Source organism: Streptomyces scabichelini, assembly GCF_011045015.1.
GTDB lineage: Bacteria > Actinomycetota > Actinomycetes > Streptomycetales > Streptomycetaceae > Streptomyces > Streptomyces scabichelini.
In genome coordinates this window covers 24,986-50,184 of record NZ_JAAKZY010000062.1, presented here as the reverse complement: position 1 = coordinate 50,184, position 25,199 = coordinate 24,986, and the positions used below count along the sequence as shown (strand labels likewise).

Here is a 25,199-nt window from a genome sequence, read left to right as displayed (position 1 = left end):
GCCCGGCACGCCGCAACGCATCCGCCATCGCACTGTTCCCAGGCGGCGACGCCTGACGCGCCCCACCGCCACCGCCACCGCGGCCCTGCCGCTGCTGCTGCCCCCGCTGCTGCGGCGGACGCCCCCCACGCTCACGCTGGGGCCGCCCCCCACCCTGCGGCCCCTGCGGAGCAGCCTCGTCATCCAGCCGCAGCGTCAGCGAGATCCGCTTCCGCGGAATGTCGACGTCCAGCACCTTCACCTTGACGATGTCTCCGGGCTTCACCACATCCCGCGGATCCTTGACGAACGTCTTGGACATCGCGGAGACGTGCACGAGCCCGTCCTGGTGGACGCCGACGTCCACGAAGGCACCGAAGGCGGCCACGTTCGTGACGACCCCTTCCAGCACCATCCCGGAGGAGAGGTCGGAGATCTTCTCCACGCCCTCCTTGAAGGTCGCCGTCTTGAAAGCGGGCCGCGGGTCACGCCCCGGCTTCTCCAGCTCCTTCAGGATGTCCGTGACGGTCGGCAGACCGAACGTCTCGTCCACGAAGTCGGTCGGCTTCAGCGAGCGCAGCACACTCGTGTTTCCGACCAGCGAGGCGACCTCACTGCCCGCCGTCTTCACCATCCGCCGCACCACGGGATACGCCTCCGGGTGCACGCTGGACGCGTCCAGCGGGTCGGCACCCCCGCGAATCCGCAGGAAGCCCGCGCACTGCTCGTACGCCTTCGGACCCAGCCGCGCCACGCTCTTCAGCTCCGAGCGCGACTTGAACGGGCCGTTCGCGTCGCGGTGCGCCACGATGTTCTCGGCGAGCCCGGAGGTGATGCCGGAGACCCGGGAGAGCAGTGGCGTGGACGCCGTGTTCACGTCCACCCCGACGCCGTTCACACAGTCCTCGACCACCGCGTCCAACGAGCGCGACAGCTTCACCTCGGACAGGTCGTGCTGGTACTGCCCGACGCCGATCGACTTCGGGTCGATCTTCACCAGCTCGGCGAGCGGGTCCTGCAGGCGCCGCGCGATGGAGACGGCGCCGCGCAGCGACACGTCCATGCCGGGCAGCTCCTGGGAGGCGAAGGCCGAGGCCGAGTACACGGAGGCGCCGGCCTCGGACACCATGACCTTCGTGAGCTTCAACTCCGGGTGCTTGGTGATGAGTTCACCGGCGAGCTTGTCCGTCTCCCGCGACGCCGTGCCGTTGCCGATCGCGATCAGCTCGACCGCGTGCTCCTTGGCGAGCCGCGCGAGCTTGGCGATGGCCTCGTCCCACTTGTTCTGCGGAACGTGCGGGTAGATGACATCCGTGGCGACGACCTTGCCGGTCGCGTCGACGACGGCCACCTTCACGCCCGTACGGAACCCGGGATCGAGCCCCAGCGTCGTGCGCGTGCCCGCCGGGGCGGCGAGCAGCAGGTCGCGCAGGTTCGCCGCGAAGACGTTGACCGCCTCGTCCTCGGCGGCCGTCCGCAGCCGCAGCCGCAGATCGATGCCGAGGTGCACGAGGATGCGGGTGCGCCAGGCCCAGCGCACCGTGTCCGCCAGCCACTTGTCGGCGGGCCTGCCCCGGTCGGTGATCCCGAAGCGGTTCGCGACGATCCCCTCGTACGAAGAAGGCCCGTCCGTCGCCTCCTCGGGCTCCAGGACGAGATCCAGGATCTCCTCCTTCTCGCCGCGCAGCATGGCGAGGATGCGGTGCGAGGGCAGGTCCGTGAAGGGCTCGGCGAAGTCGAAGTAGTCGGCGAACTTGGCGCCCGCCTCCTCCTTGCCCTCCCGCACCTTGGCGGCCAGCCGCCCGCGGACCCACATGCGCTCGCGCAGCTCGCCGATCAGGTCGGCGTCCTCCGAGAACCGCTCGGTGAGGATCGCGCGAGCACCGTCGAGAGCCGCCTGCGGGTCGGCGACGCCCTTGTCGGCGTCGACGAACGCGGCCGCGGCCGCCAGGGGGTCGACGGACGGGTCGCCGAGCAGGCCCTCGGCCAGCGGTTCCAGACCCGCCTCACGCGCGATCTGCGCCTTCGTCCGCCGCTTCGGCTTGAACGGCAGATAGATGTCCTCCAGGCGCGCCTTCGTCTCGGCGCCGCGGATCCGCGCCTCCAGCTCGTCGGTGAGCTTGCCCTGCTCGCGCACCGACTCGAGGATCGCCGTCCGCCGATCCTCCAGCTCCCGCAGATAGCGCAGCCGCTCCTCGAGCGCGCGCAGCTGCGCGTCGTCGAGCATCTCGGTCGCTTCCTTGCGGTAGCGGGCGATGAAGGGCACCGTCGAACCGCCGTCGAGCAGCTCCACGGCAGCCCTGACCTGCCGCTCCCGTACGCCGAGCTCCTCGGCGATCCTGCCTTCGATGGACCCTGCTTCGATGGACCCGGGTGTCGTCACGATCCCGTACCGCCTTCTTCCCTGAGGTTGCGCGGCAATTGTGGCAGGTGACACCGACAACGGGGGATCAGGGCGGCATCAGAGCACGAGGAGAGCCGGACACGTTCTGGGCGTGCCCGGCTCCGATGGCGGTCCGCGGTCACACGCGGTGGGCCCGCCCGGTGCGGCGCGTCGAGTGCGAGGCGCCGCCGAAGAGCCGGGCCAGCGCCCGGAACGGCAGCGTCACCACTGTGGCGAGCGCCGCGCCTATCTGCCGCAACACGTCTGCAATCGCACGGAGCACGTGCTCCTCCTTTCATCTCCCGGCCAGGTCGGTCAACGGCCGGGGACGTCCGGGTACCTCGCAGCCGGGTCCCGAATCCCGAGCGGACCAGGGCCCTCAGCCCTTGCCGATCATGCCCTCGGGGAACGCTCCCGCGGCGAGCGCCGTCATCAGCAGGCCCGTCGCCAGCTCCGTGAGGCGCTCGACGCCCGCCGCGCCCAAGTGCTCGTACGGGGCCCGGTCGAGGCGGTCCGTCCGCGACTCGATCTCCTGGCGCAGGTCGATGCCCGCCGCCGTCAACTCGCCCTCGGCGTCGAGCAGCCCGCGTTCCCGCAGGCGGCCCGCCGCCGCATCCCAGTCCTCGCGCGTCCAGCCACGCGTGGCGAGGATCCACTTCGGCGCCATGCCCTTGCCGGTCGCGGTGTGGCTGACCAGCGCCTCCAGAGGGTCGAGTTCCGCGCCGAGCAGCACGGTGAGATGGCCGTCTCCGCGATGCTCGCGCAGCAGCGTGGCCGCGTGCCAGAGCGCGAGGTGCGGTTCGTCGGGCACCGGCAGGTCCGCGTGCGCCGCGTACAGCGGGCGCGCGGTCCGCACACACGCCTCGGCCGCCCGCAGCGCGAGCTCCGCCGCCTCGGCCATCTCCTCGGACGCGATCACCTCGTCACCGAGCAGCCGCCGCAGCGTCGCGTCGACGGCACGCGCGCGTGCCGCGAGCACAGCCGCCGGAGACGCGGTCCGCCACACCTCGGGCACGTGCTTCGCCACCAGCTCATGGCGGAAGTTGTAGAACGCCGCCGTCACCACGCCCGCACCCACCGCCCCCATGGCCGCGGCCCGCACCGCGAAATACGCGGCATTGCGGTCGGCGATCCCGATCGCGGCCAGCTCCCGCCCCAGATCCGGCGAGAAGTAGTGCGCGGAGTGAAGCGGATTGAGGACGTTGTGGCAGCGCCGCCCGGCGCGCACCTCCAGAGCAGTGGTCATGGCCCCGAAGAGTACCGACTGGTCGGTACGAGCGGAACGCCGGGGACGTCGATCCCCGTCGACAGGGTTCACCGTCATGGCAGGAAAGGTGGGGTGCTCGTCATTGCGGCCGTCGCACCGCGCGCCAAGAATCGGGACATGGCACCCCGAACCGTTCTTGTCGTCCTCTTCGAGGACATCCAGAGTCTCGACGTCACGGGCCCCGTGGAGGTCTTCGCGGGCGCCGAGACCGGCCACCCGGGAACGTACCGCATCCGCACGGCCACCCTGGACGGCGCCCCCGTGCGCACCTCCAGCGGCCTCACCCTGGTCCCGGACCACTCCCTCGCCGACGCGCCCGCCCCGCACACCCTGCTCGTCCCGGGCGGCCAGGGCACCCGGAACCCGGACCCGGACCTCGTCGCCTGGCTGCGCGAGCACGGCCCGCGCGCGGAGCGACTGGTATCCGTCTGCACCGGTGCCATCCTGCTCGCCGCGGCGGGCCTCCTGGACGGCCGGCGGGCGACGACCCACTGGGCGGCCTGCGGCATGCTCGCCCGCGACCACCCGGCGATCGACGTCGACCCGGACCCCATCTTCGTACGCGACGGGAACGTGGCCACCTCCGCCGGTGTCACCTCCGGCATCGACCTCGCCCTCGCGCTCGTCGAGGAGGACCTGGGCCGCAAGACCGCCCTCACCATCGCCCGTCACCTGGTGGTCTTCCTCCGACGCCCGGGAAACCAGGCCCAGTTCAGCGCCCAGCTCGCCGCCCAGACCGCTCAGCGCGCACCGCTCCGCGATGTTCAGCTGGGGGCACCTCCCACGCCCTTTAGGCAGTGGGGGAGGATCAGCGAGCACCCCGGCGAGGACCTGACCGTCGAGTCGCTCGCAGCCCGCGCCAGCCTCTCCCCGCGTCATTTCGCCCGCGCCTTCCAGACGGAGACGGGCATGACCCCGGGCCGGTACGTCGACCGCGTCCGCATCGAACAGGCCCGCCGCCTCCTGGAGGACACCGCCGACGGCATCGAGGAGATCTCCCGCGCCTGCGGCTACGGCACTCCGGAGGCGATGCGCCGCGCCTTCGTCAAGGCACTGGGCACGGCCCCGGCGGAGTACCGCCGCCGCTTCCGGCCCACGCCCGCGCCCACGTCCACGCACTGAAGTCACCGACCGACCCCGACCCGAAAGGACTCCGATGCAGATCGCCATCGTCCTCTTCGACCGCTTCACCGCCCTGGACGCCGTCGGCCCGTACGAGACTCTCGGCCGCCTCCCCGACGCGGAAACCGTGTTCGTGGCCGAGCAGACCGGCCCCGTCCGCACCGACACCGGCGCCCTCGCCATCACCGCCGACAAGACCCTCGCCGAGGTTCCGAGCCCCGACATCGTCGTGGTCCCCGGAGGACCCGGCCAGTTCGCGCAGATGGAGAACGAGACGCTCCTCGACTGGCTGCGCGCCACCGACGCCACGAGCACCTGGACGACCTCCGTGTGCACCGGTTCCCTGCTGCTCGCCGCGGCCGGACTGCTCGACGGCCGCCGCGCCACCTCCCACTGGCTGACCCTCGACTTCCTCAAGCAGTACGGCGCCGAGCCGACGGGGGAGCGGGTCGTGACCGACGGGAAGTACGTCACCGCGGCCGGGGTCTCCTCCGGCATCGACATGGGTCTCACTCTGGTCGGCAGGATCGCGGGCGACGAACACGCCCAGTCCGTACAGCTGTTGACGGAGTACGACCCGCAGCCGCCCTACGACGCGGGGTCCCCGCAGAAGGCGCCCGCGCATCTCGTCGAGGAGTTCCGCACGAACAGCCGCTTCAGCCTGATGTAGTCCACGTGAAGCGCGGCTGACGGCGCTCCAGGAAAGCGGTGACACCCTCCGCGGTGTCGCCGCTGCCACGCGCCTGCTCGGCCCAGTACGCGTCCCGGTCCCTGCGGCCGTCCGCGAACTCCTTCGCCGCGGCCTGCGTCAGCTGCGAACGTGCGGCCAGTACCCGCGTGAACTCCGCCACTCGCTTGTCCAGTTCGCCTTCCGGCAGGACCTCGTCCACCAGACCGGTCCGCAGCGCACGCTCCGTATCGATCAACTCGCCCGAGAACAACAGGTACTTGGCGGTGGCGGGCCCCACCAGCGACACCAGCCGCCGCGTGGAGGAGGCCGCATACACGATCCCCAGCTTCGCCGGAGTGATCCCGAACAGCGCGCCCTCGTCCGCGAACCGCAGATCGCATGCCGCCGCGAGCTGGCACCCGCCGCCCACGCAGTGGCCGCGCACCGCGGCGAGCGTCGGCTTGGGAAACGCGGCGAGCGCGTCCTCAGCACGCACGGCCAGCCCCTGGGCCTCGGCGGCGGAGCCCCGCAGCGTCGAGATGTCGGCCCCGGCACAGAAGGTCCCGCCCTCACCGGTGAGCACGAGCGCCCGTACGGCGGGGTCGGTGGCCAGCGCGTCGAGCAGGGGCGGCAGCTCCGCCCACATGCCGGCGGTCATGGCGTTGCGCTTCGCCGGATGGTGGATCACGACGGTGGCGACCCCGTCGACGACGCTGTGCAGCAGCTGCGGCTCCATACGCCGGATGCTATCCGTACCCGTACAACCCGAAGAGTTCCGAATTCGGCACAAGAAGGGCAGTGAGCAGTCTCGCGGCCAACGGTGTCATACGCGGACGGTCAGAAACCGTCGATACCCGCTGACTTCTGTTCAGCTCTTGGGAAGGCACCGGTGCGTTACCAACACTCGACATGTGGTGACAATCGAGCGCAGGGGTGGCGACCGGACAATGGACGACGATGGGCGGGGGCCCGGCCCACGTCCTGAAGGCGGCGGGGACATGAATGCCGACGGAAGACCGCCAGGCCCGCTGCCGTACGAGGGGGTCTGGCGGTTCACCGCTCCCGCCGTCGACGCCTCGGTGCCGCAGGCGCGGCACGCCGTCCGTGACCTGCTGGGCCGCCAGGGCGTGCCCGCCTCGGACGACCTCGTCCAGGGCCTGCTGCTGATCGTCTCCGAGCTGGTGACCAACGCGGTCCGGCATGCGGCGCTGCTCTCCCCGATGCTCGCCGTGGAGGTCGCCGTCGGCGCCGAGTGGGTGCAGGTCTCCGTCGAGGACAACCATCCCTACCGTCCGACCGCCCTGGAGGCCGACCACGGCCAGACCGGCGGCCGCGGCCTGCTCCTGGTGACGGAGATCGCGAAGGAGGCGGGCGGTGTGTGCGACGTCGAACACACCGCGAGCGGCGGCAAGGTGATCTGGGCCGCCCTGCCGCTCAAACCCACACCGCCGGACCAGTCCGCACCACCGAACTAGTTCACACCGCCGAACCAGTCCACGCCACCGATCCAGTCCACAGCGCCGAACTGGTTACCAGCCCGCGGTTGGCCCCGTCAGTTCCCTGATCGCCGGGCGGGCCGCGTCCAGGACTGTCATGAACCACGTGGAGAAGGGGTCCTCGACGTGCCGTTCCGTCAGCTCGGTGGCGGTCACGAAGGCCGTCGAGCCGACCTCCTCCGGATCCGGCCGCAGCGGCGACTGGACCATGCCGACGAAGAGATGGTTGAACTCCTGCTCCACCAGACCGGAGTGCGGGTCCGGGTGGTTGTAGCGGACCGTGCCCGCCTCGGCGAGCAGCGAGGGAGAGACCCCGAGCTCCTCGTACGTCCGCCGCGCGGCCGCCGCGAAGGGCGCCTCACCCGGGTAGGGGTGGCCGCAGCAGGTGTTGGACCAGACGCCGGGGGAGTGGTACTTGCCGAGCGCGCGCTGCTGCAACAGCAACCGGCCACGCTCGTCGAACAGGAACACGGAGAACGCCCGGTGCAGCATCCCGGGCGGCTCATGCGCGGCGAGCTTCTCAGCGGTGCCGATCGTCGTGCCGTCCTCGTCGACCAGTTCCAGCAAGATCGCTTCGGCGGTGCCGTTCGACGAGCTGTGCGTCGCGGTGCCACGTGTGATCGGCATACCCATCCTTCGCATTGGTCTTCAGGCCCCAAGTCTGCCGTACGAAACCGGCACTCCCGACACCACGCGGTGTCCCGCTTGTCCGGTTCCGCCACGTGGCGGAACCGGACAAGCGGGCGTCACCGATCAGACGCCGAAAGCGGCCGGATACTTGATCGTGCCCGGCGGCACGGAGGAGGAACCGTCCAGCACAAGGGCCATCATCGCCTCGTCCGGGACCTCGAAACCGGGCCGGATGCCGTACTCCGAGGCGGCCACGAAGCCGAAGCGCGGGTAGTACTCCGGGTGGCCGAGTACGAGCACCAACCGCTCCCCACGCGCGCGTGCCGCCTCCAGCACCGCGCGTACGACGGCCGCTCCGGCGCCCTGCCGCTGATACGGCGGCCGTACGGCCACGGGCGCCAGCGCGAGCGCGGGCGCGCGCTCGACAAGGCAGCGGGTGAGCAGCGCGTACGCCGCGACCGTGCCGTCCGGTGCTTCGGCGACGTACGACAGGCCCGGCAGCCACGCCTCAGGGTCGGCGCGCAGCGCGTCCACCAGGTCCGCCTCCGTCTCGGTCGGGAAGGCCGAGGCATTGACCGCGTGCACTTCGGCGCGGTCGGCGGCGGTCTCCGGACGGGTGAGCCAGCCGGACGCGTCCTTCGGCCGCAGTACGTATCCGGTGTAGCCGTACTCGCCGCTGTGCTCCCGGCGCAGCGTGATCTCCGCGCGGGCCCCTGCCACGGCCTCGGCCATGCCGGGTACGGCGACGTCGGTCGCGTCGGCCTTGGCGCCGAGCGGGATGTAGTACTCGTCCCAGTCGGACTGCGGCTGCGGGTGCACGCCGAGGACGGTGTACCCGGCGGCCTCGGCGGCACGGCGGTTCCCCTCGGTCGTACGCAGCTCGGTCTGTTCCTCCCAGAAGGCGCGGGCCCGGGGTGAGGGGGTGTCGGTGGTCCACTCGCAGTGGGTGAGCACGAGCGTGCCGCCGGGGGCGAGCAGGCGCCGCCATGAGCGCAACGCGGTGTCGAAGCCGATGATGTAGGCCGAGCCCTCGGCCCAGACGAGGTCGAACGAACCGTCCGGGCAGGGGAGTTCTGGGAGTTCGCCCATGTCTGCCTTGACGGTGTGGATCGCGTCGGCGAGCCCGCGCGCCTCGGCGGCCACCCGCAGCTCGTCGAGGAACGGCTCGTGCAGATCGACGGCGGTCACCTCGGCGCCCGCCTCCGCGGCGAGCAGCAACGCGGAGCGGCCGGGACCGCAGCCCAGGTCGAGCACGCGCGGACGGGCGGGCAGCGGGCCCGCGAGCGAGAGGAGGTGCCGGGTGGTGGCGTCGGAGCCGGGGCTCTGGCGCGGAAGTCCGTGGTGCAGGGTGAAGAACGCGTTGTGTTCAGCGTTGTCGGTCAACGTGGAAACCCTTGGGTGAAGGGCCCGGCCGACGATCCTGAACGATCAGCGAAGTCCAGCGAATGTCAGCCGTGGGCCCGGGAGATGGGGATGCCTGAGTCGCTGCGCACAGCAGCGCCGAACGCGGCAGTCATCAACCCACCTCCTGAATCGCGGGCCACGGTAGCACCGAGGGTGACGGCTCCGCCTCCCGATTGACCGACGTGAACCGGTCCTCGGTGCTTCCGTGTTCGCGGCGTACGCGGTGCGAGCGGCGTGAGCGGCGCGATCAGCCGGCCCGGTGGAGCTGCCAGCCCCGCCAGGCCGACTCGACCATCTCGCGCACCCCGCGCCGCGCGGCCCAGCCCAGTTCCTCGGCGGCCAGTGCGGCCGAGGCGACCGCGCGCGGGGCATCGCCCGGGCGGCGCGGCTCGACGAGTGCGGGACGGGTGTCGCCGGTGACCTCGCCGATGAGCGTCACGAGCTCGCGCACCGAAACCCCCTCACCGCGGCCGATGTTCACCGTCAGGTCGCCTGTCGCGCCGGGCACGGTCAGCCGCCGGGCCGCCGCGACGTGCGCGTCGGCGAGGTCGGCGACGTGGATGTAGTCGCGTACGCAGGTGCCGTCCGGCGTCGGGTGGTCGTCGCCGAAGATCCGCGGGGCCTCGTCGCGGGTGAGCCGGTCGAAGACCATCGGGACCACGTTGAAGACGCCGGTGTCGGCCAGTTCGGGTGCTGCCGCGCCCGCCACGTTGAAGTAACGCAGGCACACCGTCGCGATGCCGTGCGCCCGGCCCGCGGCCCGCACCAGCCACTCACCGGCCAGCTTCGTCTCGCCGTACGGGCTCATGGGAGCACAGGGGGTGTCCTCCGTGATGAGATCCACCTCCGGGTTGCCGTAGACGGCCGCGGACGAGGAGAAGAGGAACCGCCGGATGCCCGCCTCGGCGACCGCTTCGAGGAGGGTGGCGAGGCCGCCGACGTTCTCCTGGTAGTAGCGCGTCGGCTGTGCCACGGACTGGCCCACCTGCTTGCGCGCGGCGAGATGCACCACTCCCGTCACCGTGTGTTCAGCGAACGTCCGCTTCAGTAGATCGCCGTCGAGCGAAGAGCCCTGAATGAGAGGGATGTCCGGCGGTAGTCGGTGGGGAACGCCGGCCGAGAGATCGTCGAGCGCGATGACCTGCTCTCCCGCCTCGGCCATGGTCCGCGCCACATGTGCCCCGATAAATCCGGCTCCGCCGGTGATCAGCCATGTCATGGTCATTCACCCTATGCCGGACCGATCCGCTCCCGCGCGGGCCGCGGGAATTGCTCGGAAAAGCACCCTTCTGGAAGCGCGATTTGGGGCGCGGGACCCGGATCCATGATGATGATCGCAGCGGACGCAACGAGCACAGCGAGCAGATCGTGCTGATCGGGCCGTGAACGGGCGGTGAACGGCAGTTTCCCATCATCCGATAGCCTCTGCCGACACACCGCCCGGCCGCCCTCGGCCCGGGGCGCCCCCACCACGTACATGCCGACGCCGTGGACGCGTCGGAACCAGGGAGTGAGTTCGTCTGTCGACCGCCATCCTCACCGGCCAGCCGGTCCTCGGATCGTCGCTCGAGGGCGATCTGAGGTCGCTGGGCTTCGACGTGCGGCTCGCCTCCGACGCGGCCGACGCCGAGACACTCCTCGCCGCCGTGCCCGCTGACCAGCGGGTCGCCGTCGTCGACACTCGCTTCGTGGGACATGTCCACGCGCTGCGCCTCGGGCTCACCGACCCCCGCTTCGACGCCGCCGCGATCCCCGGCGCCGTGACCGCCCGGCCCGCGGCGCGTCCCGCGCTGAGCCGCGCGCTGCGTACGGCCGCCGGTGACGCCTCGAACGGCTCCGTGGTGGTCGGCATCGTCGCCGACCGCGTCGCGGAGGCGCTCGAGACCGATCTGCACCGCCCCGAACTCGGCGAACTCGTGGCCGTCGTCCCCCGCGACCCGCAGGCCCGCAACGAGGCCCGCCAGTCCGTGGCGGCCATCGACGACGAGGCGATCAGGCTGCGTACGGCGGTGAAGGCCCGCGACGGCTTCTTCACGACGTACTGCATCAGCCCGTACTCCCGCTATATCGCCCGCTGGTGCGCCCGCCGCGGTCTGACCCCGAATCAGGTCACCACGGCCTCGCTGCTCACCGCGCTCGTCGCGGCGGGCTGCGCGGCGACCGGCACCCGCGCCGGCTACGTCGTCGCCGGTCTGCTGCTCCTCTTCTCCTTCGTCCTGGACTGCACGGACGGGCAGCTCGCCCGCTACTCGCTGCAGTACTCGAAGCTCGGCGCCTGGCTCGACGCGACCTTCGACCGCGCCAAGGAGTACGCCTACTACGCGGGCCTCGCGCTCGGCGCGGCGCGCGGCGGTGACGACGTGTGGGCCCTCGCTCTCGGCGCGATGGTTTTGCAGACCTGTCGACATGTCGTCGACTTCTCCTTCAACGAGGCGAATCACGACGCGACCGCCAACACCAGTCCCACGGCTGCCCTTTCGGGTCGCCTCGACAGCGTCGGCTGGACGGTCTGGCTGCGCCGGATGATCGTCCTGCCGATCGGCGAGCGCTGGGCGATGATCGCCGTCCTCACGGCGGTCACGACGCCGCGTATCACCTTCTATGTGCTGCTCATCGGGTGCGCGTTCGCGGCGACTTACACCACGGCGGGGCGCGTGCTGCGGTCCCTGACGCGCAAGGCCCACCGCACCGACCGGGCGGCACGGGCGCTGGCGGACCTCGCGGACAGCGGACCGCTCGCGGAGGGCATGGCGCGGCTGCTGAAGAAGCTCCCCGCCCATCCGCCGTTCGGCTCCCGCACCCTCGTCGCGCTGCAGGGCGCGGTGATCCTCGTCGCAGCTGCCTGGTTTGCTCCGTACGGCAGTTGGTGGCCCGTCCTTGCCGCCGCGTTCTACGCGTTCGTCTCCGGCGCGGCCGTCGCCCTGCCCCTGAAAGGTGCCCTGGACTGGCTGGTGCCGCCCGTCTTCCGCGCCGCCGAATACGGCACCGTCCTCGTACTGGCAGCCAAAGCCGAGGTAAACGGAGCCCTTCCAGCGGCTTTCGGGCTGGTGGGGGCCGTCGCCTACCATCATTACGACACGGTGTACCGCATCCGCGGCAACGCCGGCGCGCCGCCGCACTGGCTGGTGCGGGCGATCGGCGGGCACGAAGGCAGGACGCTGCTGGTCACCGTTCTGGCCGCGCTGCTCGCCGCCACTGATTTCAAGGTCGCACTCACGGCGCTCGCCGTGGCCGTGGCCCTCGTGGTGCTCGTGGAGAGCATCCGCTTCTGGGTGTCCTCCGGTGCACCCGCCGTACACGATGAAGGAGAACCCGCATGATCGGCCTCGTGCTGGCGGCCGGCGCCGGACGGCGTCTGCGCCCCTATACCGACACCCTGCCCAAGGCGCTGGTGCCGGTGGGACCCGAAGGCAACGAGGACAGCATCACCGTGCTCGACCTCACCCTCGGCAACTTCGCCGAGATCGGCCTGACCGAGGTCGCGATCATCGTCGGCTACCGCAAGGAGGCCGTCTACGAGCGCCGCGAGGCGCTGGAGCAGAAGTACGGCCTGAAGATCACCCTCATCGACAACGACAAGGCCGAGGAGTGGAACAACGCCTACTCCCTGTGGTGCGGGCGTGACGCCATCAAGCACTCGGTGATCCTCGCCAACGGCGACACCGTGCACCCGGTCTCCGTCGAGAAGACCCTGCTCGCCGCCCGCGGCGACGGCAAGAAGATCATCCTGGCCCTCGACACGGTGAAGTCGCTCGCCGACGAGGAGATGAAGGTCGTCGTCGGCCCCGAGGGCGGTATGACGAAGATCACCAAGCTGATGGACCCGGCCGAGGCCACCGGTGAGTACATCGGCGTCACCCTCATCGAGGGCGATGCCGCCGACGAGCTCGCCGACGCGCTGAAGACGGTCTTCGAGACCGACCCGCAGCAGTTCTACGAGCACGGCTACCAGGAGCTCGTGAACCGCGGCTTCCGTATCGACGTCGCGCCCATCGGCGACGTCAAGTGGGTCGAGATCGACAACCACGACGACCTGGCAAAGGGGCGTGTGATCGCGTGCCAGTACTGACGAGGCTCATTCCTTCGCCCGTCGTCGTCGACATCAACGCCGGTGCCCTGGACGACCTGGCGGCCGTGCTGGCCGATCAGCGGATCTCCGCATCCGGCAAGCTGGCGATCGCCATAAGCGGGGGTTCGGGACAGGCGCTGCGGGAGCGGCTCGAGCCGGTTCTGCCCGGAGCCGACTGGTACCCCGTCGCCGACGGCACCATCGACTCGGCGGTGAAGCTCGCCGACGACATCAAGGGCAAGCAGCGCTACGACGCCGTGGTCGGGCTCGGCGGCGGAAAGATCATCGATGTGGCGAAGTACGCCGCGGCGCGGGTCGGACTTCCCATGGTCGCGGTGGCCACCAACCTCTCCCACGACGGACTGTGCTCGCCGGTGTCCATCCTGGACAACGACAACGGCCGCGGCTCGTACGGCGTACCGACGCCGATCGCGATGGTGATCGACCTCGACGTCATCCGCGAGGCCCCCATCCGCTTCGTCCGCTCCGGCGTCGGCGACGCGATCTCCAACATCTCGGCGATCGCCGACTGGGAGCTCTCGCACAAGATCCACGGGGAGCCCATGGACGGGCTGGCGGCGGCGATGGCCCGGACCGCCGGCGAGTCGGTGCTGCGACACCCGGGTGGTGCGGGCGACGACGAGTTCCTCACAGTGCTCGCTGAGGCCCTGGTGCTCTCCGGCATCGCGATGTCGATCAGTGGTGACACCCGGCCCTCTTCCGGGGCCTGCCACGAGATCAGCCACGCCTTCGACCTGCTCTACCCGAAGCGGGCCGCGAGCCACGGCGAGCAGGTCGGTCTGGGGGCTGCCTTCGCCATGTACCTGCGCGGCGCCCACGAGCAGTCCGGCTACTTCGCCCAGGTGCTGCGCAGGCACGGTCTGCCGGTGCTGCCGGAGGAAATCGGATTCAGCGTGGACGAGTTCGTCAAGGCCGTCGACTACGCGCCGCAGACCCGGCCGGGCCGTTTCACGATCCTCGAACACCTCGCCCTGTCCACCGACGAGATCAGGGACGCATACGCCGACTATGCAAAAGCCATCGGTAGCTGAGCTCCGCCCGGTCGTTCACCCCCCGGGTGTGAAGGACCGGCGGAGCGGCGAGCACTGGGCCGGCCGGCTCTACATGCGCGAGCTCTCGCTGCGCATCGACCGGCACCTGGTGAACACGCGGGTCACGCCCAACCAGCTGACCTATCTGATGACCGTCTTCGGCGTCCTCGCCGCCCCGGCCCTGCTGGTGCCGGGGATCCCGGGCGCCGTGCTCGGCGTACTCATGGTCCAGCTGTACCTGCTGTTCGACTGCGTCGACGGCGAGCTCGCCCGCTGGCGCAAGCAGTACTCGATGGCCGGGGTCTACGTGGACCGGGTCGGTGCCTATCTGTGCGACGCCGCGGTTCTTGTCGGCTTCGGACTGCGCGCCGCCGACCTGTGGGGTTCCGGGCGGATCGACTGGCTGTGGGCCTTCCTCGGCACCCTGGCCGCCCTCGGCGCCATACTGATCAAGGCCGAGACCGACCTCGTCGCTGTCGCCCGGCACCAGACCGGCAAGCCGCCGGTCCAGGAGTCCGCCTCCGAGCCGCGCTCCTCCGGTGTGGCGCTGGCCCGCAAGGCCGCCGCCGCGCTGAAGTTCCACCGGCTCGTCCTCGGGGTCGAGGCGTCCCTGCTGATCCTGGTCCTCGCGGTCCTGGACACGGCCCGGGACGACCTCTTCTTCTCGCGGCTCGGCGTCGCCGTGCTGGCCGGCATCGCGGTCCTGCAGACCCTGCTGCACCTGGTGTCCATCCTGGCGTCGAGCAGGCTGAAGTGACGTCCGCCATGAAGGTCGGCGCGGTGATCATCACCATGGGCAACCGCCCCGACGAACTCCGCGCCCTCCTCGACTCGGTCGCCAAGCAGGACGGCGACCCGGTCGAGGCGGTCGTGGTCGGCAACGGCTCACCCGTCCCGGACGTCCCCGAGGGCGTACGGACGATCGAGCTGCCCGAGAACCTCGGCATCCCCGGCGGCCGCAACGTCGGCATCGAGGCCTTCGGCCCCGGCGGCACGGACGTCGACATCCTCCTCTTCCTGGACGACGACGGCCTGCTCGCGCACCACGACACCGCCGAGCTGTGCCGCAAGGCCTTCGAGGCCGACCCCGGGCTCGGCATCATCAGCTTCCGCATCGCCGACCCGGACACCGGCTCCACCCAGCGCCGCCACGTCCCGCGCCTGCGCGCCGCCGACCCGATGCGCAACTCGCGCGTCACCACCTTCCTCGGCGGCGCCAACGCCGTCCGTACGAAGGTCTTCGCCCAGGTCGGCGGGCTGCCCGACGAGTTCTTCTACGCCCACGAGGAGACCGACCTGGCCTGGCGGGCCCTTGACGCGGGCTGGATGATCGACTACCGCGCGGACATGGTGCTGTATCACCCCACGACCGCCCCCTCACGGCACGCGGTCTACCACCGCATGGTGGCGCGCAACCGCGTCTGGCTCGCGCGCCGCAACCTGCCCGCGCCGCTGGTTCCGGTGTACCTCGGTGTCTGGATGCTGCTGACTCTCGCCCGCCGACCCTCGCGACCTGCCCTGAAGGCCTGGTTCGGCGGTTTCAAGGAGGGCTGGATCACCGCGTGCGGCCCCCGGCGCCCCATGAAGTGGCGTACGGTATGGCGCCTGACTCGACTGGGCCGCCCACCTGTCATCTGACAAGCTCGATATCTGAGAGCATTCGGCGGTACCCGGTTCCTGGCTGCTTGCCCAGGCCCCCACCAGGCTGCGCATCTTGAGGACGAAAGTTTCCATCTGTGAGTGAGACAACGCATGACGGCGGAGTCGCGGTGAGCGCACCCCCGTCGCCCGATGACGGGCTCTCCGCGGCGGACCTCGCCGCCAAGTACGGGCTCGCCGTGAGCGGCGCCCGGCCCGGACTCGTCGAGTACGTCCGCCAGCTCTGGGGACGGCGTCACTTCATCCTCGCCTTCTCCCAGGCGAAGCTCACCGCCCAGTACAGCCAGGCGAAGCTCGGACAGCTGTGGCAGGTCGCCACGCCCCTGCTGAACGCGCTCGTGTACTTCCTGGTCTTCGGGCTGATCCTGGGGGCCGACAAGGGCATGGGCCGTGATGTCTACATCCCCTTCCTGGTGACCGGTGTGTTCGTCTTCACCTTCACCCAGAGCTCGGTGATGGCCGGAGTGCGGGCGATCTCCGGAAACCTCGGCCTGGTCCGGGCCCTGCACTTCCCGCGCGCCGCGCTGCCCATCTCCTTCTCGCTGCAGCAGCTCCAGCAACTGCTCTTCTCGATGATCGTGCTGTTCGCGGTGGCGGTCGGATTCGGCAGTTACCCGCGCCTGTCCTGGCTGCTGATCCTCCCGGTCCTTGTCCTGCAGTTCCTCTTCAACACCGGGCTCGCGATGATCATGGCCCGGATGGGATCCAAGACCCCGGACCTCGCCCAGCTGATGCCGTTCGTGATGCGTACGTGGATGTACGCGTCCGGCGTCATGTTCTCCATCCCGGTGATGCTGAAGGACAAGCCCGCCTGGATCGCCGACATCCTCCAGTGGAATCCGGCCGCCATCTACATGGACCTGATGCGCTTCGCGCTGATCGACGGATACGGCTCCGAGAACCTGCCCCCGCACGTCTGGACGGTCGCCCTCGGCTGGTCCCTCCTCGTCGCTGTCGGCGGGTTCGTGTACTTCTGGAAGGCGGAGGAGCGGTACGGCCGTGGCTGAGCAGATCACCGACACCCGGATCCCCACCGTCATCGCGGACGACCTGCACATCGTCTACCGCGTCAACGGCGCCAAGACCGGCAAGGGCAGCGCCACCGCCGCCCTCAGCCGCATACTCAAGCGAGGCGGCGAGGAGCGCGGCGTCCGCAAGGTGCACGCCGTGCGCGGCGTCTCCTTCATCGCCTACCGCGGCGAGGCCGTCGGCCTGATCGGCTCCAACGGCTCCGGCAAGTCCACGCTGCTGCGGGCCATCGCCGGTCTGCTCCCCGCCGAGGAGGGCAAGGTCTACACCGACGGCCAGCCCTCGCTCCTCGGCGTCAACGCGGCCCTGATGAACGACCTCACGGGCGAGCGGAACGTCATACTCGGCGGTCTCGCGATGGGCATGTCCCGCGAACAGATCCGTGAGCGCTACCAGGACATCGTCGAGTTCTCGGGCATCAACGAGAAGGGCGACTTCATCACGCTGCCCATGCGGACGTACTCCTCCGGCATGGCCGCCCGCCTGCGCTTTTCCATCGCGGCCGCCAAGGACCACGACGTCCTGATGATCGACGAGGCGCTCGCGACCGGCGACCGCTCCTTCCAGAAGCGCTCCGAGGCCCGCATCCGCGAGCTGCGCAAGCACGCGGGCACGGTGTTTCTGGTCAGTCACAACAACAAGTCGATCCGTGACACCTGTGACCGCGTCCTGTGGCTCGAGCGCGGCGAGCTGCGCATGGACGGCCCGACCGACGAGGTCCTCAAGGAGTACGAGAAGTTCACGGGCAGGTAGGCCCGAGCGCACCCTCTGGACCCCGCCGGAAAGTCTCTGGCGGGGTCCCTTTGTGCAAGGAAAGATCAAGCCGGGCAAAAGGGGAACCCAACTCTGGTTCCTCTTAGGAATCTTGACGCCAATCGGTGTGTTGTTGTGATGTCCAGGACACCCCGGCGAGGCACGTCACGTTGTACAACGTAAGCTGTACCGGTGCTGATTCGCGGCAAGTAGGGCGATAATGCGCGAGACCGGCGCCGGGCACACGCGCGGACGTCCGGGCGGCGTGTCCGAAATGGGCAGTATTGGGTCAGCGGTGTAGAACGGGAGACGTGACGGCAATGGCTACGGAAACTCTCCAGCTCCGCGAAGCGTGTGCCGTCCCCGTAGCGGGCAGCGAGCGGTGACGGGAGCCGGGACGGCGCGCGACTCCGGCTCGGAGCGCACCACCCTCGACAAGGCCGCGGACGAGAACTTCCCCGTGGCCCCGTTCTTCCTGCCCAAGGCCTGGCGCGCCGACCTCATGGCCGTGTACGGCTTCGCCCGGCTCGTCGACGACATCGGCGACGGCGACCTGGCTCCCGGCGGTGCCGACGCCCGCCTCCTCGGTGTGTCCCCCGAAGAGGCCGAGGACCGCCTGGTCCTCCTCGACGCCTTCGAGGCCGACCTGCGCAAGGTCTTCGACTCGACTCCGGGCCACCCGCTGCTGCGCCGCCTCCAGCTGACGGTCCGCCGTGCCGGCCTCACCCCCGAGCCGTTCCTCGGCCTGATCGCGGCCAACCGCCAGGACCAGCTCGTCAAGCGGTACGAGACGTACGACGACCTGCTCGCCTACTGCGAGCTGTCCGCCAATCCGGTCGGCCGCCTCGTCCTCGCCGTCACCGGCACCTCGACCCCCGAGCGTGTCCGCCGCTCCGACGCCATCTGCACGGCCCTGCAGATCGTCGAGCACCTTCAGGACGTCGGCGAGGACCTGGGCCGGGACCGCATTTACCTTCCCGCCGCGGACATGAAGCGCTTTCATGTCCAAGAGGCGGATCTCGCCACGGCCACAGCAGGCGCATCGGTGCGCGCGCTGGTTGCATACGAAGCAGAACGCGCCCTGAACCTCCTGAATGAAGGCACCCCCCTGGTGGGTAGCGTCCACGGCAGGCTGAGGCTGCTGCTCGCAGGGTTCGTGGCAGGGGGAAAGGCGGCAATCCACGCGATTGCCGCCGCCGAATACGACGTACTTCCCGGCCCGCCCAGGCCCGGCAAGCTCCGGCTGCTGCGCGAGGCGGGCATGACTCTGCGAGGAGAGGGGTGATCCGGACCGTGGAGTCTTCATCACACGTGTCCGCACCGGTACTCGCCGCATACAGCTACTGCGAGTCAGTCACCGGTCAGCAGGCCCGTAACTTCGCGTACGGCATCAGATTGCTGCCGACGCCCAAGCGCCGAGCGATGTCGGCGCTCTACGCGTTTTCGCGGCGTGTCGACGACATCGGCGACGGCGCGCTGGCATCAGAGGTCAAGCAGGCGCGTCTGGAGGACACCCGGGCGCTGCTCGCCCGGGTCCGCGCCCGTTCCGTGGCCGAGGACGACACCGACCCGGTCGCGGTCGCCCTCAGCCACACCGCCGAGCGATTCCCCATCCCGCTCGGCGGCCTCGATGAACTCATCGACGGCGTGCTGATGGACGTACGCGGCGAGACCTACGAGACCTGGGACGACCTGAAGGTCTACTGCCGCTGCGTGGCCGGGGCGATCGGGCGGCTCTCGCTCGGTGTGTTCGGCACGGAACCGGGGGCGCGCGGAGCCGAGCGTGCGCCCGAGTACGCCGACACGCTCGGGCTCGCACTGCAACTCACCAACATTCTCAGGGACGTTCGCGAGGACGCCGAGGGCGGGCGAACCTATCTGCCCGCGGACGATCTCGCGAAGTTCGGCTGCTCGGCCGGGTTCAAGGGGCCCCAGCCACCGCCCGACTCCGATTTCGCGGGCCTTGTGCACTTCGAGGTGCGCAGGGCCCGAGCGCTCTTCGCGGAGGGCTACCGGCTGCTGCCGATGCTGGACCGACGCAGCGGCGCCTGCGTCGCCGCGATGGCCGGCATCTACCGCCGGCTGCTCGACCGCATCGAGCGTGAGCCGGAGGCCGTCCTGCGCGGCCGCGTCTCGCTGCCCGGACGCGAGAAGGCGTACGTCGCCGTGCGCGGCCTCTCCGGCCTCGACGCCCGGCATGTCTCCCGCCGGACCGTCAGGAGGCGCGCTTGATGGACACCCTGGGCCAAGGTGACGCAACTCCCGGGAAACGGTGCGCAACCCTCCGGTCGGCGCAGGCGTCCCTGACTTCAACGGCCTGCCGTGCATTGTTCAATCAGCACGGCGCGGCCGCGGGGGAGGACGCACGATGAGCGACACCACACAGACCGAGGGGTTCGACGCGGACAGCCAGGGCCGCCCGGAGAGGGCGGCCGTCGTGGTCGGCGGAGGCCTCGCCGGTATCACCGCCGCGCTGGCGCTCGCCGACACGGGCGTACGCGTGACGCTGCTCGAAGGCCGGCCACGGCTCGGCGGGCTCGCCTTCTCGTTTCAGCGCGGCAACCTCACCGTGGACAACGGCCAGCATGTGTACCTGCGCTGCTGCACCGCGTACCGCTGGTTTCTCGACCGCGTCGACGGAGCCGGGCTCGCACCGCTGCAGGACCGGCTCGACGTGCCCGTTCTCGACCTGGCGAAGCCAGCGGGGAGCCGGCTCGGCAGACTACGGCGCGACGCACTGCCCGTACCGCTGCATCTCGGACGCAGCCTCGCCTCGTACCCGCATCTCTCGCTCGCCGAGCGTGCCAAAGTCGGACGTGCCGCGCTCGCACTCAAGGGGCTCGACCTCGCCGATCCGGCCCTCGACACGGAAGACTTCGGCAGCTGGCTGACCCGGCACGGTCAGTCGGCGCGTGCCGTCGAAGCGCTGTGGGACCTCGTCGGGGTCGCCACCCTCAACGCGGTGGCCGGCGACGCATCGCTCGGGCTCGCCGCGATGGTGTTCAAGACCGGTCTGCTGTCCGACCCGGGCGCGGCCGACATCGGCTGGGCGCGCGTCCCGCTGGGCGAACTGCATGACCGGCTGGCCCGCAAGGCGCTCGACTCCGCGGGCGTCCGTACCGAACTCCGAACACGCGTCACCTCCATCTCCTCCAACGAGAACGGACGTTGGAGCGTTCAGGTTCCCGGCGAGACGCTCGACGCCGACGCCGTCGTGCTCGCCGTGCCCCAGCGCGAGGCCCACGATCTGCTGCCCGCGGGCGCGCTCGACGCCCCTGAGCGGCTGCTCGACATCGGCACCGCGCCGATCCTCAACATCCATGTCGTCTACGACCGCAAGGTGCTCAGCAAGCCGTTCTTCGCCGCACTCGGCACTCCGGTGCAGTGGGTGTTCGACCGGACCGAGGCGTCCGGGCTCTCGGAGGGCCAGTACCTCGCACTGTCGCAGTCGGCCGCACAGGACGAGATCGACGCACCCGTCTCGGCGCTGCGGGAGCGTTATCTGCCGGAGCTGGAGCGGCTGCTGCCCGCGGCGCGTGGCGCCGAGGTCCGGGACTTCTTCGTGACCAGGGAGCGTACGGCGACGTTCGCTCCGACCCCCGGCGTCGGGCGGCTGCGGCCCGGCGCCCGCACCAAGGCACCCGGCTTCTACCTGGCCGGAGCGTGGACCGCCACAGGGTGGCCCGCGACCATGGAGAGTGCGGTCCGCAGTGGTGTCAGTGCGGCGGGCGCCGCGCTGAGCGCCCTGGGCCGGCCCAGGGATCACCTCTTCGACCTGTTCGAGGAGGCGGCGTGACGCTCGATCTGAGCAGGGCAGGCTCCCGCACCCCCCGTATCGCAAATAGAGGAGAGACTGTGCCCACTGTGCCCCCGGCCTCGAAGGCTGCCGACGCGGTGGACGTGTCCGCGCTCCTGGAGCGCGGCCGGACCCTGGCCACACCGGTGCTGCGGGCGGCCATCGACCGCCTGGCCCCTCCCATGGACACTGTCGCCGCCTACCACTTCGGCTGGATCGACGCCGAGGGCAACCCCGCGGACGGCGACGGCGGCAAGGCCGTACGCCCCGCGCTCGCCGTCCTGTCCGCGCAGGCCGCCTATGCCTCTCCCGAGGTGGGTGTGCCGGGAGCGGTCGCCGTTGAACTGGTGCACAACTTCTCGCTGCTGCACGACGACCTGATGGACGGCGACGAACAGCGCCGACACCGCGACACCGTGTGGAAGGTGCACGGCCCCGCCCAGGCCATCCTCGTCGGCGACGCCCTGTTCGCACTGGCCAACGAGGTTCTCCTGGAGCTCGGCACGGTCGAGGCGGGCCGCGCCACGCGCCGTCTGACCACCGCCACGCGCGCACTGATCGACGGCCAGGCGCAGGACATCTCGTACGAGCACCGGGAGCGCGTCACCGTCGAGGAGTGCCTGGAGATGGAGGGCAACAAGACGGGCGCCCTGCTCGCCTGTGCCTGTTCCATCGGCGCGGTGCTCGGCGGCGCCGACGACCACACGGCCGACACGCTGGAGAAGTACGGCTACCACCTGGGCCTCGCCTTCCAGGCCGTGGACGACCTGCTGGGCATCTGGGGCGACCCGGAGGCCACCGGCAAGCGGCCCTGGAGCGATCTGCGCCAGCGCAAGAAGTCCCTGCCGGTCGTGGCCGCCCTCGCGGCGGACGGACCGGCCTCCGAGCGGCTCGGCGAACTGCTCGCCGAGGACGCCAAGGCCAGCGACTTCGAGAACTTCTCCGAGGAGGAGTTCGCCGCGCGTGCCGCCCTCATCGAGGAGGCGGGCGGCCGCGAGTGGACCGCGCAGGAGGCCCGCCGCCAGCACACGACCGCCATCGAAGCCCTGGACGCGATCCGGATGCCGGACCGGGTGCGGGCCGAGCTGGTGGCGCTCGCCGACTTCGTCGTCGTACGGAAGAGATGATCACTATCGGTCGAACAAACCTCGCGTAGTCGCCGGCCGGTGCCGCGGGAGAACGAGCACCGGCCGACGGCGGACCCACAGCAGAGACATGCCACTGCACGAAGGGGAAGCCATGACAGCGACGACCGACGGAAGCACCGGGGCCCTGCCGCCCCGCGCTGCCTCGGCCAGCGAAACCATCACGAAGACTCCCGTGGCGGCCGGGAGAACCGATGTGCAAGACGCCGCCCGGCACGCGATACAGCGCGCCACCGACTTCCTGCTCGCCACGCAGGACGCCCAGGGCTGGTGGAAGGGCGACCTCGAGACGAACGTCACGATGGACGCCGAGGACCTGCTGCTCCGCCAGTTCCTGGGCATCCGCGACGAGAAGACCACGCACGCCGCCGGACTGTTCATCCGCGGCGAACAGGGCGAGGACGGCACGTGGGCCACGTTCTACGGCGGGCCCGGCGAACTCTCCACCACCATCGAGGCGTACGTCGCCCTGCGGCTGGCCGGTGACAGCCCGGACGCGCCGCACATGGCGAAGGCCTCGGCATGGATCCGCGAGCAGGGCGGTATTGCCGCGGCCCGGGTCTTCACGCGGATCTGGCTGGCCCTGTTCGGCTGGTGGAAGTGGGACGACCTGCCCGAACTCCCGCCGGAACTCATCTACTTCCCCAAGTGGATGCCACTCAACATCTACGACTTCGGGTGCTGGGCGCGGCAGACCATAGTGCCGCTCACCATCGTGTCGGCCAAGCGTCCGGTGCGGCCCGCGCCGTTCCCGCTGGACGAGCTGCACACCGACGCGAGCAACCCGAACCCGGTCAAGCCGCTTGCCCCGGTGGGTAGTTGGAACGGCGTCTTCCAGCGGCTCGACAAGGCGCTGCACGTGTACCACAAGGTCGCGCCGCGTCGGCTGCGCAGGACGGCGATGAACACCGCCGCCCGCTGGATCATCGAGCGGCAGGAGAACGACGGCTGCTGGGGAGGCATCCAGCCGCCCGCCGTCTACTCGATCATCGCGCTGCACCTGCTGGGCTACGACCTCGAACACCCGGTGATGCGCGAGGGGCTGGCGTCGCTTGACCGGTTCGCCGTGTGGCGCGAGGACGGGGCCCGGATGATCGAGGCCTGTCAGTCGCCGGTGTGGGACACCTGCCTCGCGACCATCGCGCTCGCCGACGCGGGTGTGCCCGCCGATCATCCGCAGCTCGTCAAGGCCGCGGACTGGATGCTCGGAGAGGAGATCGTCCGCCCCGGTGACTGGGCGGTCAAACGGCCCCAACTGCCGCCCGGTGGCTGGGCGTTCGAGTTCCACAACGACAACTACCCCGACATCGACGACACCGCCGAGGTGGTCCTCGCGCTGCGCCGCGTCAAGCACCACGACCCGGAGCGCGTGGAGAAGGCCATCGGGCGGGGGGTGCGCTGGAACCTCGGCATGCAGTCGAAGAACGGCGCGTGGGGCGCCTTCGACGTCGACAACACCAGCGCCTTCCCCAACCGCCTGCCGTTCTGCGACTTCGGCGAGGTCATCGACCCGCCGTCCGCCGACGTCACCGCGCACGTCGTGGAGATGCTCGCCGTCGAGGGGCTGTCCCACGATCCCCGCACCCGGCGGGGCATCGAGTGGCTGCTCGCCGCACAGGAGACGGACGGGTCCTGGTTCGGCCGCTGGGGCGTCAACTACGTATACGGGACGGGGTCGGTGGTGCCCGCGCTGGTCGCCGCCGGGCTGCCCGGCGCGCATCCGGCGATCCGCCGTGCCGTCGCCTGGCTGGAGACGGTGCAGAACGACGACGGCGGCTGGGGCGAGGACCTGCGCTCCTACCGCGATGTCGCCGAGTGGAGCGGCCGGGGCGCCTCGACCGCCTCGCAGACGGGCTGGGCCCTGCTCGCGCTGCTCGCGGCGGGGGAGCGGGAGTCCAAGGCCGTGGAGCGCGGGATCACCTGGCTCGCCCAGACCCAGCGGGAGGACGGCACCTGGGATGAGCCGTACTTCACCGGCACCGGGTTCCCGTGGGACTTCTCGATCAACTACCACCTCTACCGGCAGGTCTTCCCGCTGACCGCGCTCGGCCGGTACGTCCATGGCGAGCCGTTCACCGATCGGCAGGCGAAGGGGAGTTGATGACCAACACACCTGCCGCCGCCCCGCTGCTGATCGCCTGCGCGCTCGGCATCGAGCGGCTCGCCCTGCGCAGTGGCGACCGTGGTGGTGCGGACGGGCCGGTCACCGTGCTGCGTACCGGCATGGGACCCCTGGCCGCCGACCGTGCGGTCACCCGGGCGCTCGCCGGTCCGGCGCTGAGCGAGGCGGCCGTCCTGGCCACGGGCTTCTGCGCCGGACTGGCGCCCGGTATGCACCCCGGCGATCTGGTCGTCGCCGAGGAGACCCGGGACGCGCGGGGCGGCACCCCGTGCGTGGGCACCGAGCTGCTCGTCAAGGAACTGGTGCGTGCCGTGCCCGGGCGCACTGTCCATACCGGGCCGCTCACCGGTTCCGACCACGTCGTCCGCGGACCCGAACGGTCGGATCTGCTCGCGACCGGCGCAATCGCGGTCGACATGGAGTCGGCGGCCACGCTCCACAGCGCCGTCCGTGCGGGCGCGCGCCCGGTTGCGGCCGTCCGGGTGGTCGTGGACGCTCCAGAACATGAACTCGTCCGGATCGGCACGGTGCGCGGTGGAATATCAGCTTTCCGCGTTCTTCGTGCCGTTCTTCCCGCTTTCTTCGAATGGCACCGTTCTTTGCTGCTCCCCAGGAGGTGAGCC

Annotated in this window: 24 protein-coding genes; 17 read left to right on the top strand and 7 right to left on the bottom strand. The window is 70.5% G+C overall.

The genetic code is table 11. The features are described 5' to 3' along the window. From G5C60_RS20790 to G5C60_RS20780, 3 genes are all read right to left on the bottom strand, one after another. Window positions 1-2,362 (bottom strand): helix-hairpin-helix domain-containing protein (locus tag G5C60_RS20790; protein ID WP_165261490.1); only part of this gene is annotated, 2,362 nt, incomplete at its 3' end. A gap of 139 nt (window positions 2,363-2,501) precedes the next feature. Next, window positions 2,502-2,645 (bottom strand): LPFR motif small protein, encoded by a 144-nt coding sequence (locus tag G5C60_RS20785; RefSeq protein WP_165261488.1) that lies wholly within the window; start codon window positions 2,643-2,645, stop codon window positions 2,502-2,504. Between the two features lie 96 nt (window positions 2,646-2,741). Continuing rightward, complete coding sequence (locus G5C60_RS20780) at window positions 2,742-3,608, bottom strand: SCO6745 family protein (RefSeq protein ID WP_165261486.1); 867 nt, start codon at window positions 3,606-3,608, stop codon at window positions 2,742-2,744. 138 nt (window positions 3,609-3,746) lie between these two features. Between G5C60_RS20780 and G5C60_RS20775 the strand changes: the two genes are divergently transcribed. After that, window positions 3,747-4,751, top strand: coding sequence for a GlxA family transcriptional regulator (locus tag G5C60_RS20775; protein WP_165261484.1), 1,005 nt, complete (start codon window positions 3,747-3,749; stop codon window positions 4,749-4,751). Window positions 4,752-4,785: 34 nt separating this feature from the next. Continuing rightward, the gene (locus G5C60_RS20770; protein WP_165261482.1) at window positions 4,786-5,421 is read left to right on the top strand and encodes a DJ-1/PfpI family protein; all 636 of its coding nucleotides are present in this window, start codon (window positions 4,786-4,788) and stop codon (window positions 5,419-5,421) included. On the opposite strand, the gene G5C60_RS20765 is transcribed toward G5C60_RS20770, so the two are convergent. Further along, window positions 5,408-6,157, bottom strand: a complete 750-nt coding sequence (locus tag G5C60_RS20765) for an enoyl-CoA hydratase/isomerase family protein (protein WP_165261480.1) — start codon at window positions 6,155-6,157, stop codon at window positions 5,408-5,410. The two genes, G5C60_RS20770 and G5C60_RS20765, sit on opposite strands and share 14 nt — an antisense overlap. A 211-nt stretch (window positions 6,158-6,368) precedes the next feature. On the opposite strand from G5C60_RS20765, the gene G5C60_RS20760 reads away from it, so the two are divergent. Continuing rightward, complete coding sequence (locus G5C60_RS20760) at window positions 6,369-6,896, top strand: ATP-binding protein (RefSeq protein ID WP_165261478.1); 528 nt, start codon at window positions 6,369-6,371, stop codon at window positions 6,894-6,896. A 54-nt stretch (window positions 6,897-6,950) separates the two neighbouring features. On the opposite strand, the gene idi is transcribed toward G5C60_RS20760, so the two are convergent. From idi to galE, 3 genes are all read right to left on the bottom strand, one after another. Beyond that, window positions 6,951-7,544: an isopentenyl-diphosphate Delta-isomerase gene (gene idi, locus G5C60_RS20755; RefSeq protein WP_165261476.1), complete on the bottom strand. Its 594-nt coding sequence runs from the start codon at window positions 7,542-7,544 to the stop codon at window positions 6,951-6,953. Window positions 7,545-7,670: 126 nt separating this feature from the next. Continuing rightward, window positions 7,671-8,930 (bottom strand): bifunctional class I SAM-dependent methyltransferase/N-acetyltransferase, encoded by a 1,260-nt coding sequence (locus G5C60_RS20750; protein WP_165261474.1) that lies wholly within the window; start codon window positions 8,928-8,930, stop codon window positions 7,671-7,673. A 268-nt stretch (window positions 8,931-9,198) separates the two neighbouring features. Then, window positions 9,199-10,170: a UDP-glucose 4-epimerase GalE gene (gene galE / locus G5C60_RS20745; RefSeq protein ID WP_165261472.1), complete on the bottom strand. Its 972-nt coding sequence runs from the start codon at window positions 10,168-10,170 to the stop codon at window positions 9,199-9,201. Between the two features lie 301 nt (window positions 10,171-10,471). Here galE and G5C60_RS20740 point away from each other — a divergent pair, with 301 nt between their 5' ends. The 14 genes from G5C60_RS20740 (at window position 10,472) to G5C60_RS20680 (ending at window position 25,196) form a co-directional block, all read left to right on the top strand. Continuing rightward, the gene (locus G5C60_RS20740) at window positions 10,472-12,271 is read left to right on the top strand and encodes a DUF5941 domain-containing protein (RefSeq protein WP_165261494.1); all 1,800 of its coding nucleotides are present in this window, start codon (window positions 10,472-10,474) and stop codon (window positions 12,269-12,271) included. Further along, window positions 12,268-13,020 carry a phosphocholine cytidylyltransferase family protein gene (locus G5C60_RS20735; RefSeq protein ID WP_165261470.1) on the top strand — a complete coding sequence of 251 codons (753 nt, stop codon included), beginning with the start codon at window positions 12,268-12,270 and terminating at the stop codon, window positions 13,018-13,020. Before G5C60_RS20740 ends, G5C60_RS20735 begins: the two co-directional genes overlap by 4 nt. Continuing rightward, window positions 13,008-14,072: an iron-containing alcohol dehydrogenase gene (locus tag G5C60_RS20730; RefSeq protein WP_165261468.1), complete on the top strand. Its 1,065-nt coding sequence runs from the start codon at window positions 13,008-13,010 to the stop codon at window positions 14,070-14,072. The genes G5C60_RS20735 and G5C60_RS20730 overlap by 13 nt, the downstream gene beginning before the upstream one ends. A 28-nt stretch (window positions 14,073-14,100) precedes the next feature. Beyond that, window positions 14,101-14,829, top strand: a complete 729-nt coding sequence (locus G5C60_RS20725; protein ID WP_165261466.1) for a CDP-alcohol phosphatidyltransferase family protein — start codon at window positions 14,101-14,103, stop codon at window positions 14,827-14,829. Then, window positions 14,826-15,710, top strand: coding sequence for a glycosyltransferase (locus G5C60_RS20720; RefSeq protein WP_165261464.1), 885 nt, complete (start codon window positions 14,826-14,828; stop codon window positions 15,708-15,710). The genes G5C60_RS20725 and G5C60_RS20720 overlap by 4 nt, the downstream gene beginning before the upstream one ends. 98 nt (window positions 15,711-15,808) lie before the next feature. Continuing rightward, window positions 15,809-16,738 (top strand): ABC transporter permease, encoded by a 930-nt coding sequence (locus G5C60_RS20715; protein ID WP_165261462.1) that lies wholly within the window; start codon window positions 15,809-15,811, stop codon window positions 16,736-16,738. Then, window positions 16,731-17,513 carry an ATP-binding cassette domain-containing protein gene (locus tag G5C60_RS20710; RefSeq protein ID WP_165261460.1) on the top strand — a complete coding sequence of 261 codons (783 nt, stop codon included), beginning with the start codon at window positions 16,731-16,733 and terminating at the stop codon, window positions 17,511-17,513. Before G5C60_RS20715 ends, G5C60_RS20710 begins: the two co-directional genes overlap by 8 nt. A gap of 382 nt (window positions 17,514-17,895) precedes the next feature. Further along, the gene (gene hpnC, locus G5C60_RS20705; RefSeq protein WP_165261458.1) at window positions 17,896-18,798 is read left to right on the top strand and encodes a squalene synthase HpnC; all 903 of its coding nucleotides are present in this window, start codon (window positions 17,896-17,898) and stop codon (window positions 18,796-18,798) included. Beyond that, window positions 18,795-19,745 carry a presqualene diphosphate synthase HpnD gene (gene hpnD / locus G5C60_RS20700; protein ID WP_165261456.1) on the top strand — a complete coding sequence of 317 codons (951 nt, stop codon included), beginning with the start codon at window positions 18,795-18,797 and terminating at the stop codon, window positions 19,743-19,745. The genes hpnC and hpnD overlap by 4 nt, the downstream gene beginning before the upstream one ends. Continuing rightward, the gene (locus tag G5C60_RS54195) at window positions 19,745-19,885 is read left to right on the top strand and encodes a DUF6380 family protein (RefSeq protein ID WP_420907393.1); all 141 of its coding nucleotides are present in this window, start codon (window positions 19,745-19,747) and stop codon (window positions 19,883-19,885) included. The genes hpnD and G5C60_RS54195 overlap by 1 nt, the downstream gene beginning before the upstream one ends. Then, window positions 19,882-21,309: a hydroxysqualene dehydroxylase HpnE gene (gene hpnE / locus G5C60_RS20695; protein WP_165261444.1), complete on the top strand. Its 1,428-nt coding sequence runs from the start codon at window positions 19,882-19,884 to the stop codon at window positions 21,307-21,309. Before G5C60_RS54195 ends, hpnE begins: the two co-directional genes overlap by 4 nt. After that, window positions 21,306-22,436 carry a polyprenyl synthetase family protein gene (locus tag G5C60_RS20690; protein ID WP_165261442.1) on the top strand — a complete coding sequence of 377 codons (1,131 nt, stop codon included), beginning with the start codon at window positions 21,306-21,308 and terminating at the stop codon, window positions 22,434-22,436. The genes hpnE and G5C60_RS20690 overlap by 4 nt, the downstream gene beginning before the upstream one ends. A gap of 112 nt (window positions 22,437-22,548) precedes the next feature. Next, window positions 22,549-24,555: a squalene--hopene cyclase gene (gene shc / locus G5C60_RS20685; protein WP_165261440.1), complete on the top strand. Its 2,007-nt coding sequence runs from the start codon at window positions 22,549-22,551 to the stop codon at window positions 24,553-24,555. Continuing rightward, window positions 24,555-25,196, top strand: a complete 642-nt coding sequence (locus G5C60_RS20680; protein WP_165261438.1) for a phosphorylase family protein — start codon at window positions 24,555-24,557, stop codon at window positions 25,194-25,196. Before shc ends, G5C60_RS20680 begins: the two co-directional genes overlap by 1 nt. The last annotated feature ends 3 nt before the right edge of the window (window positions 25,197-25,199 follow it).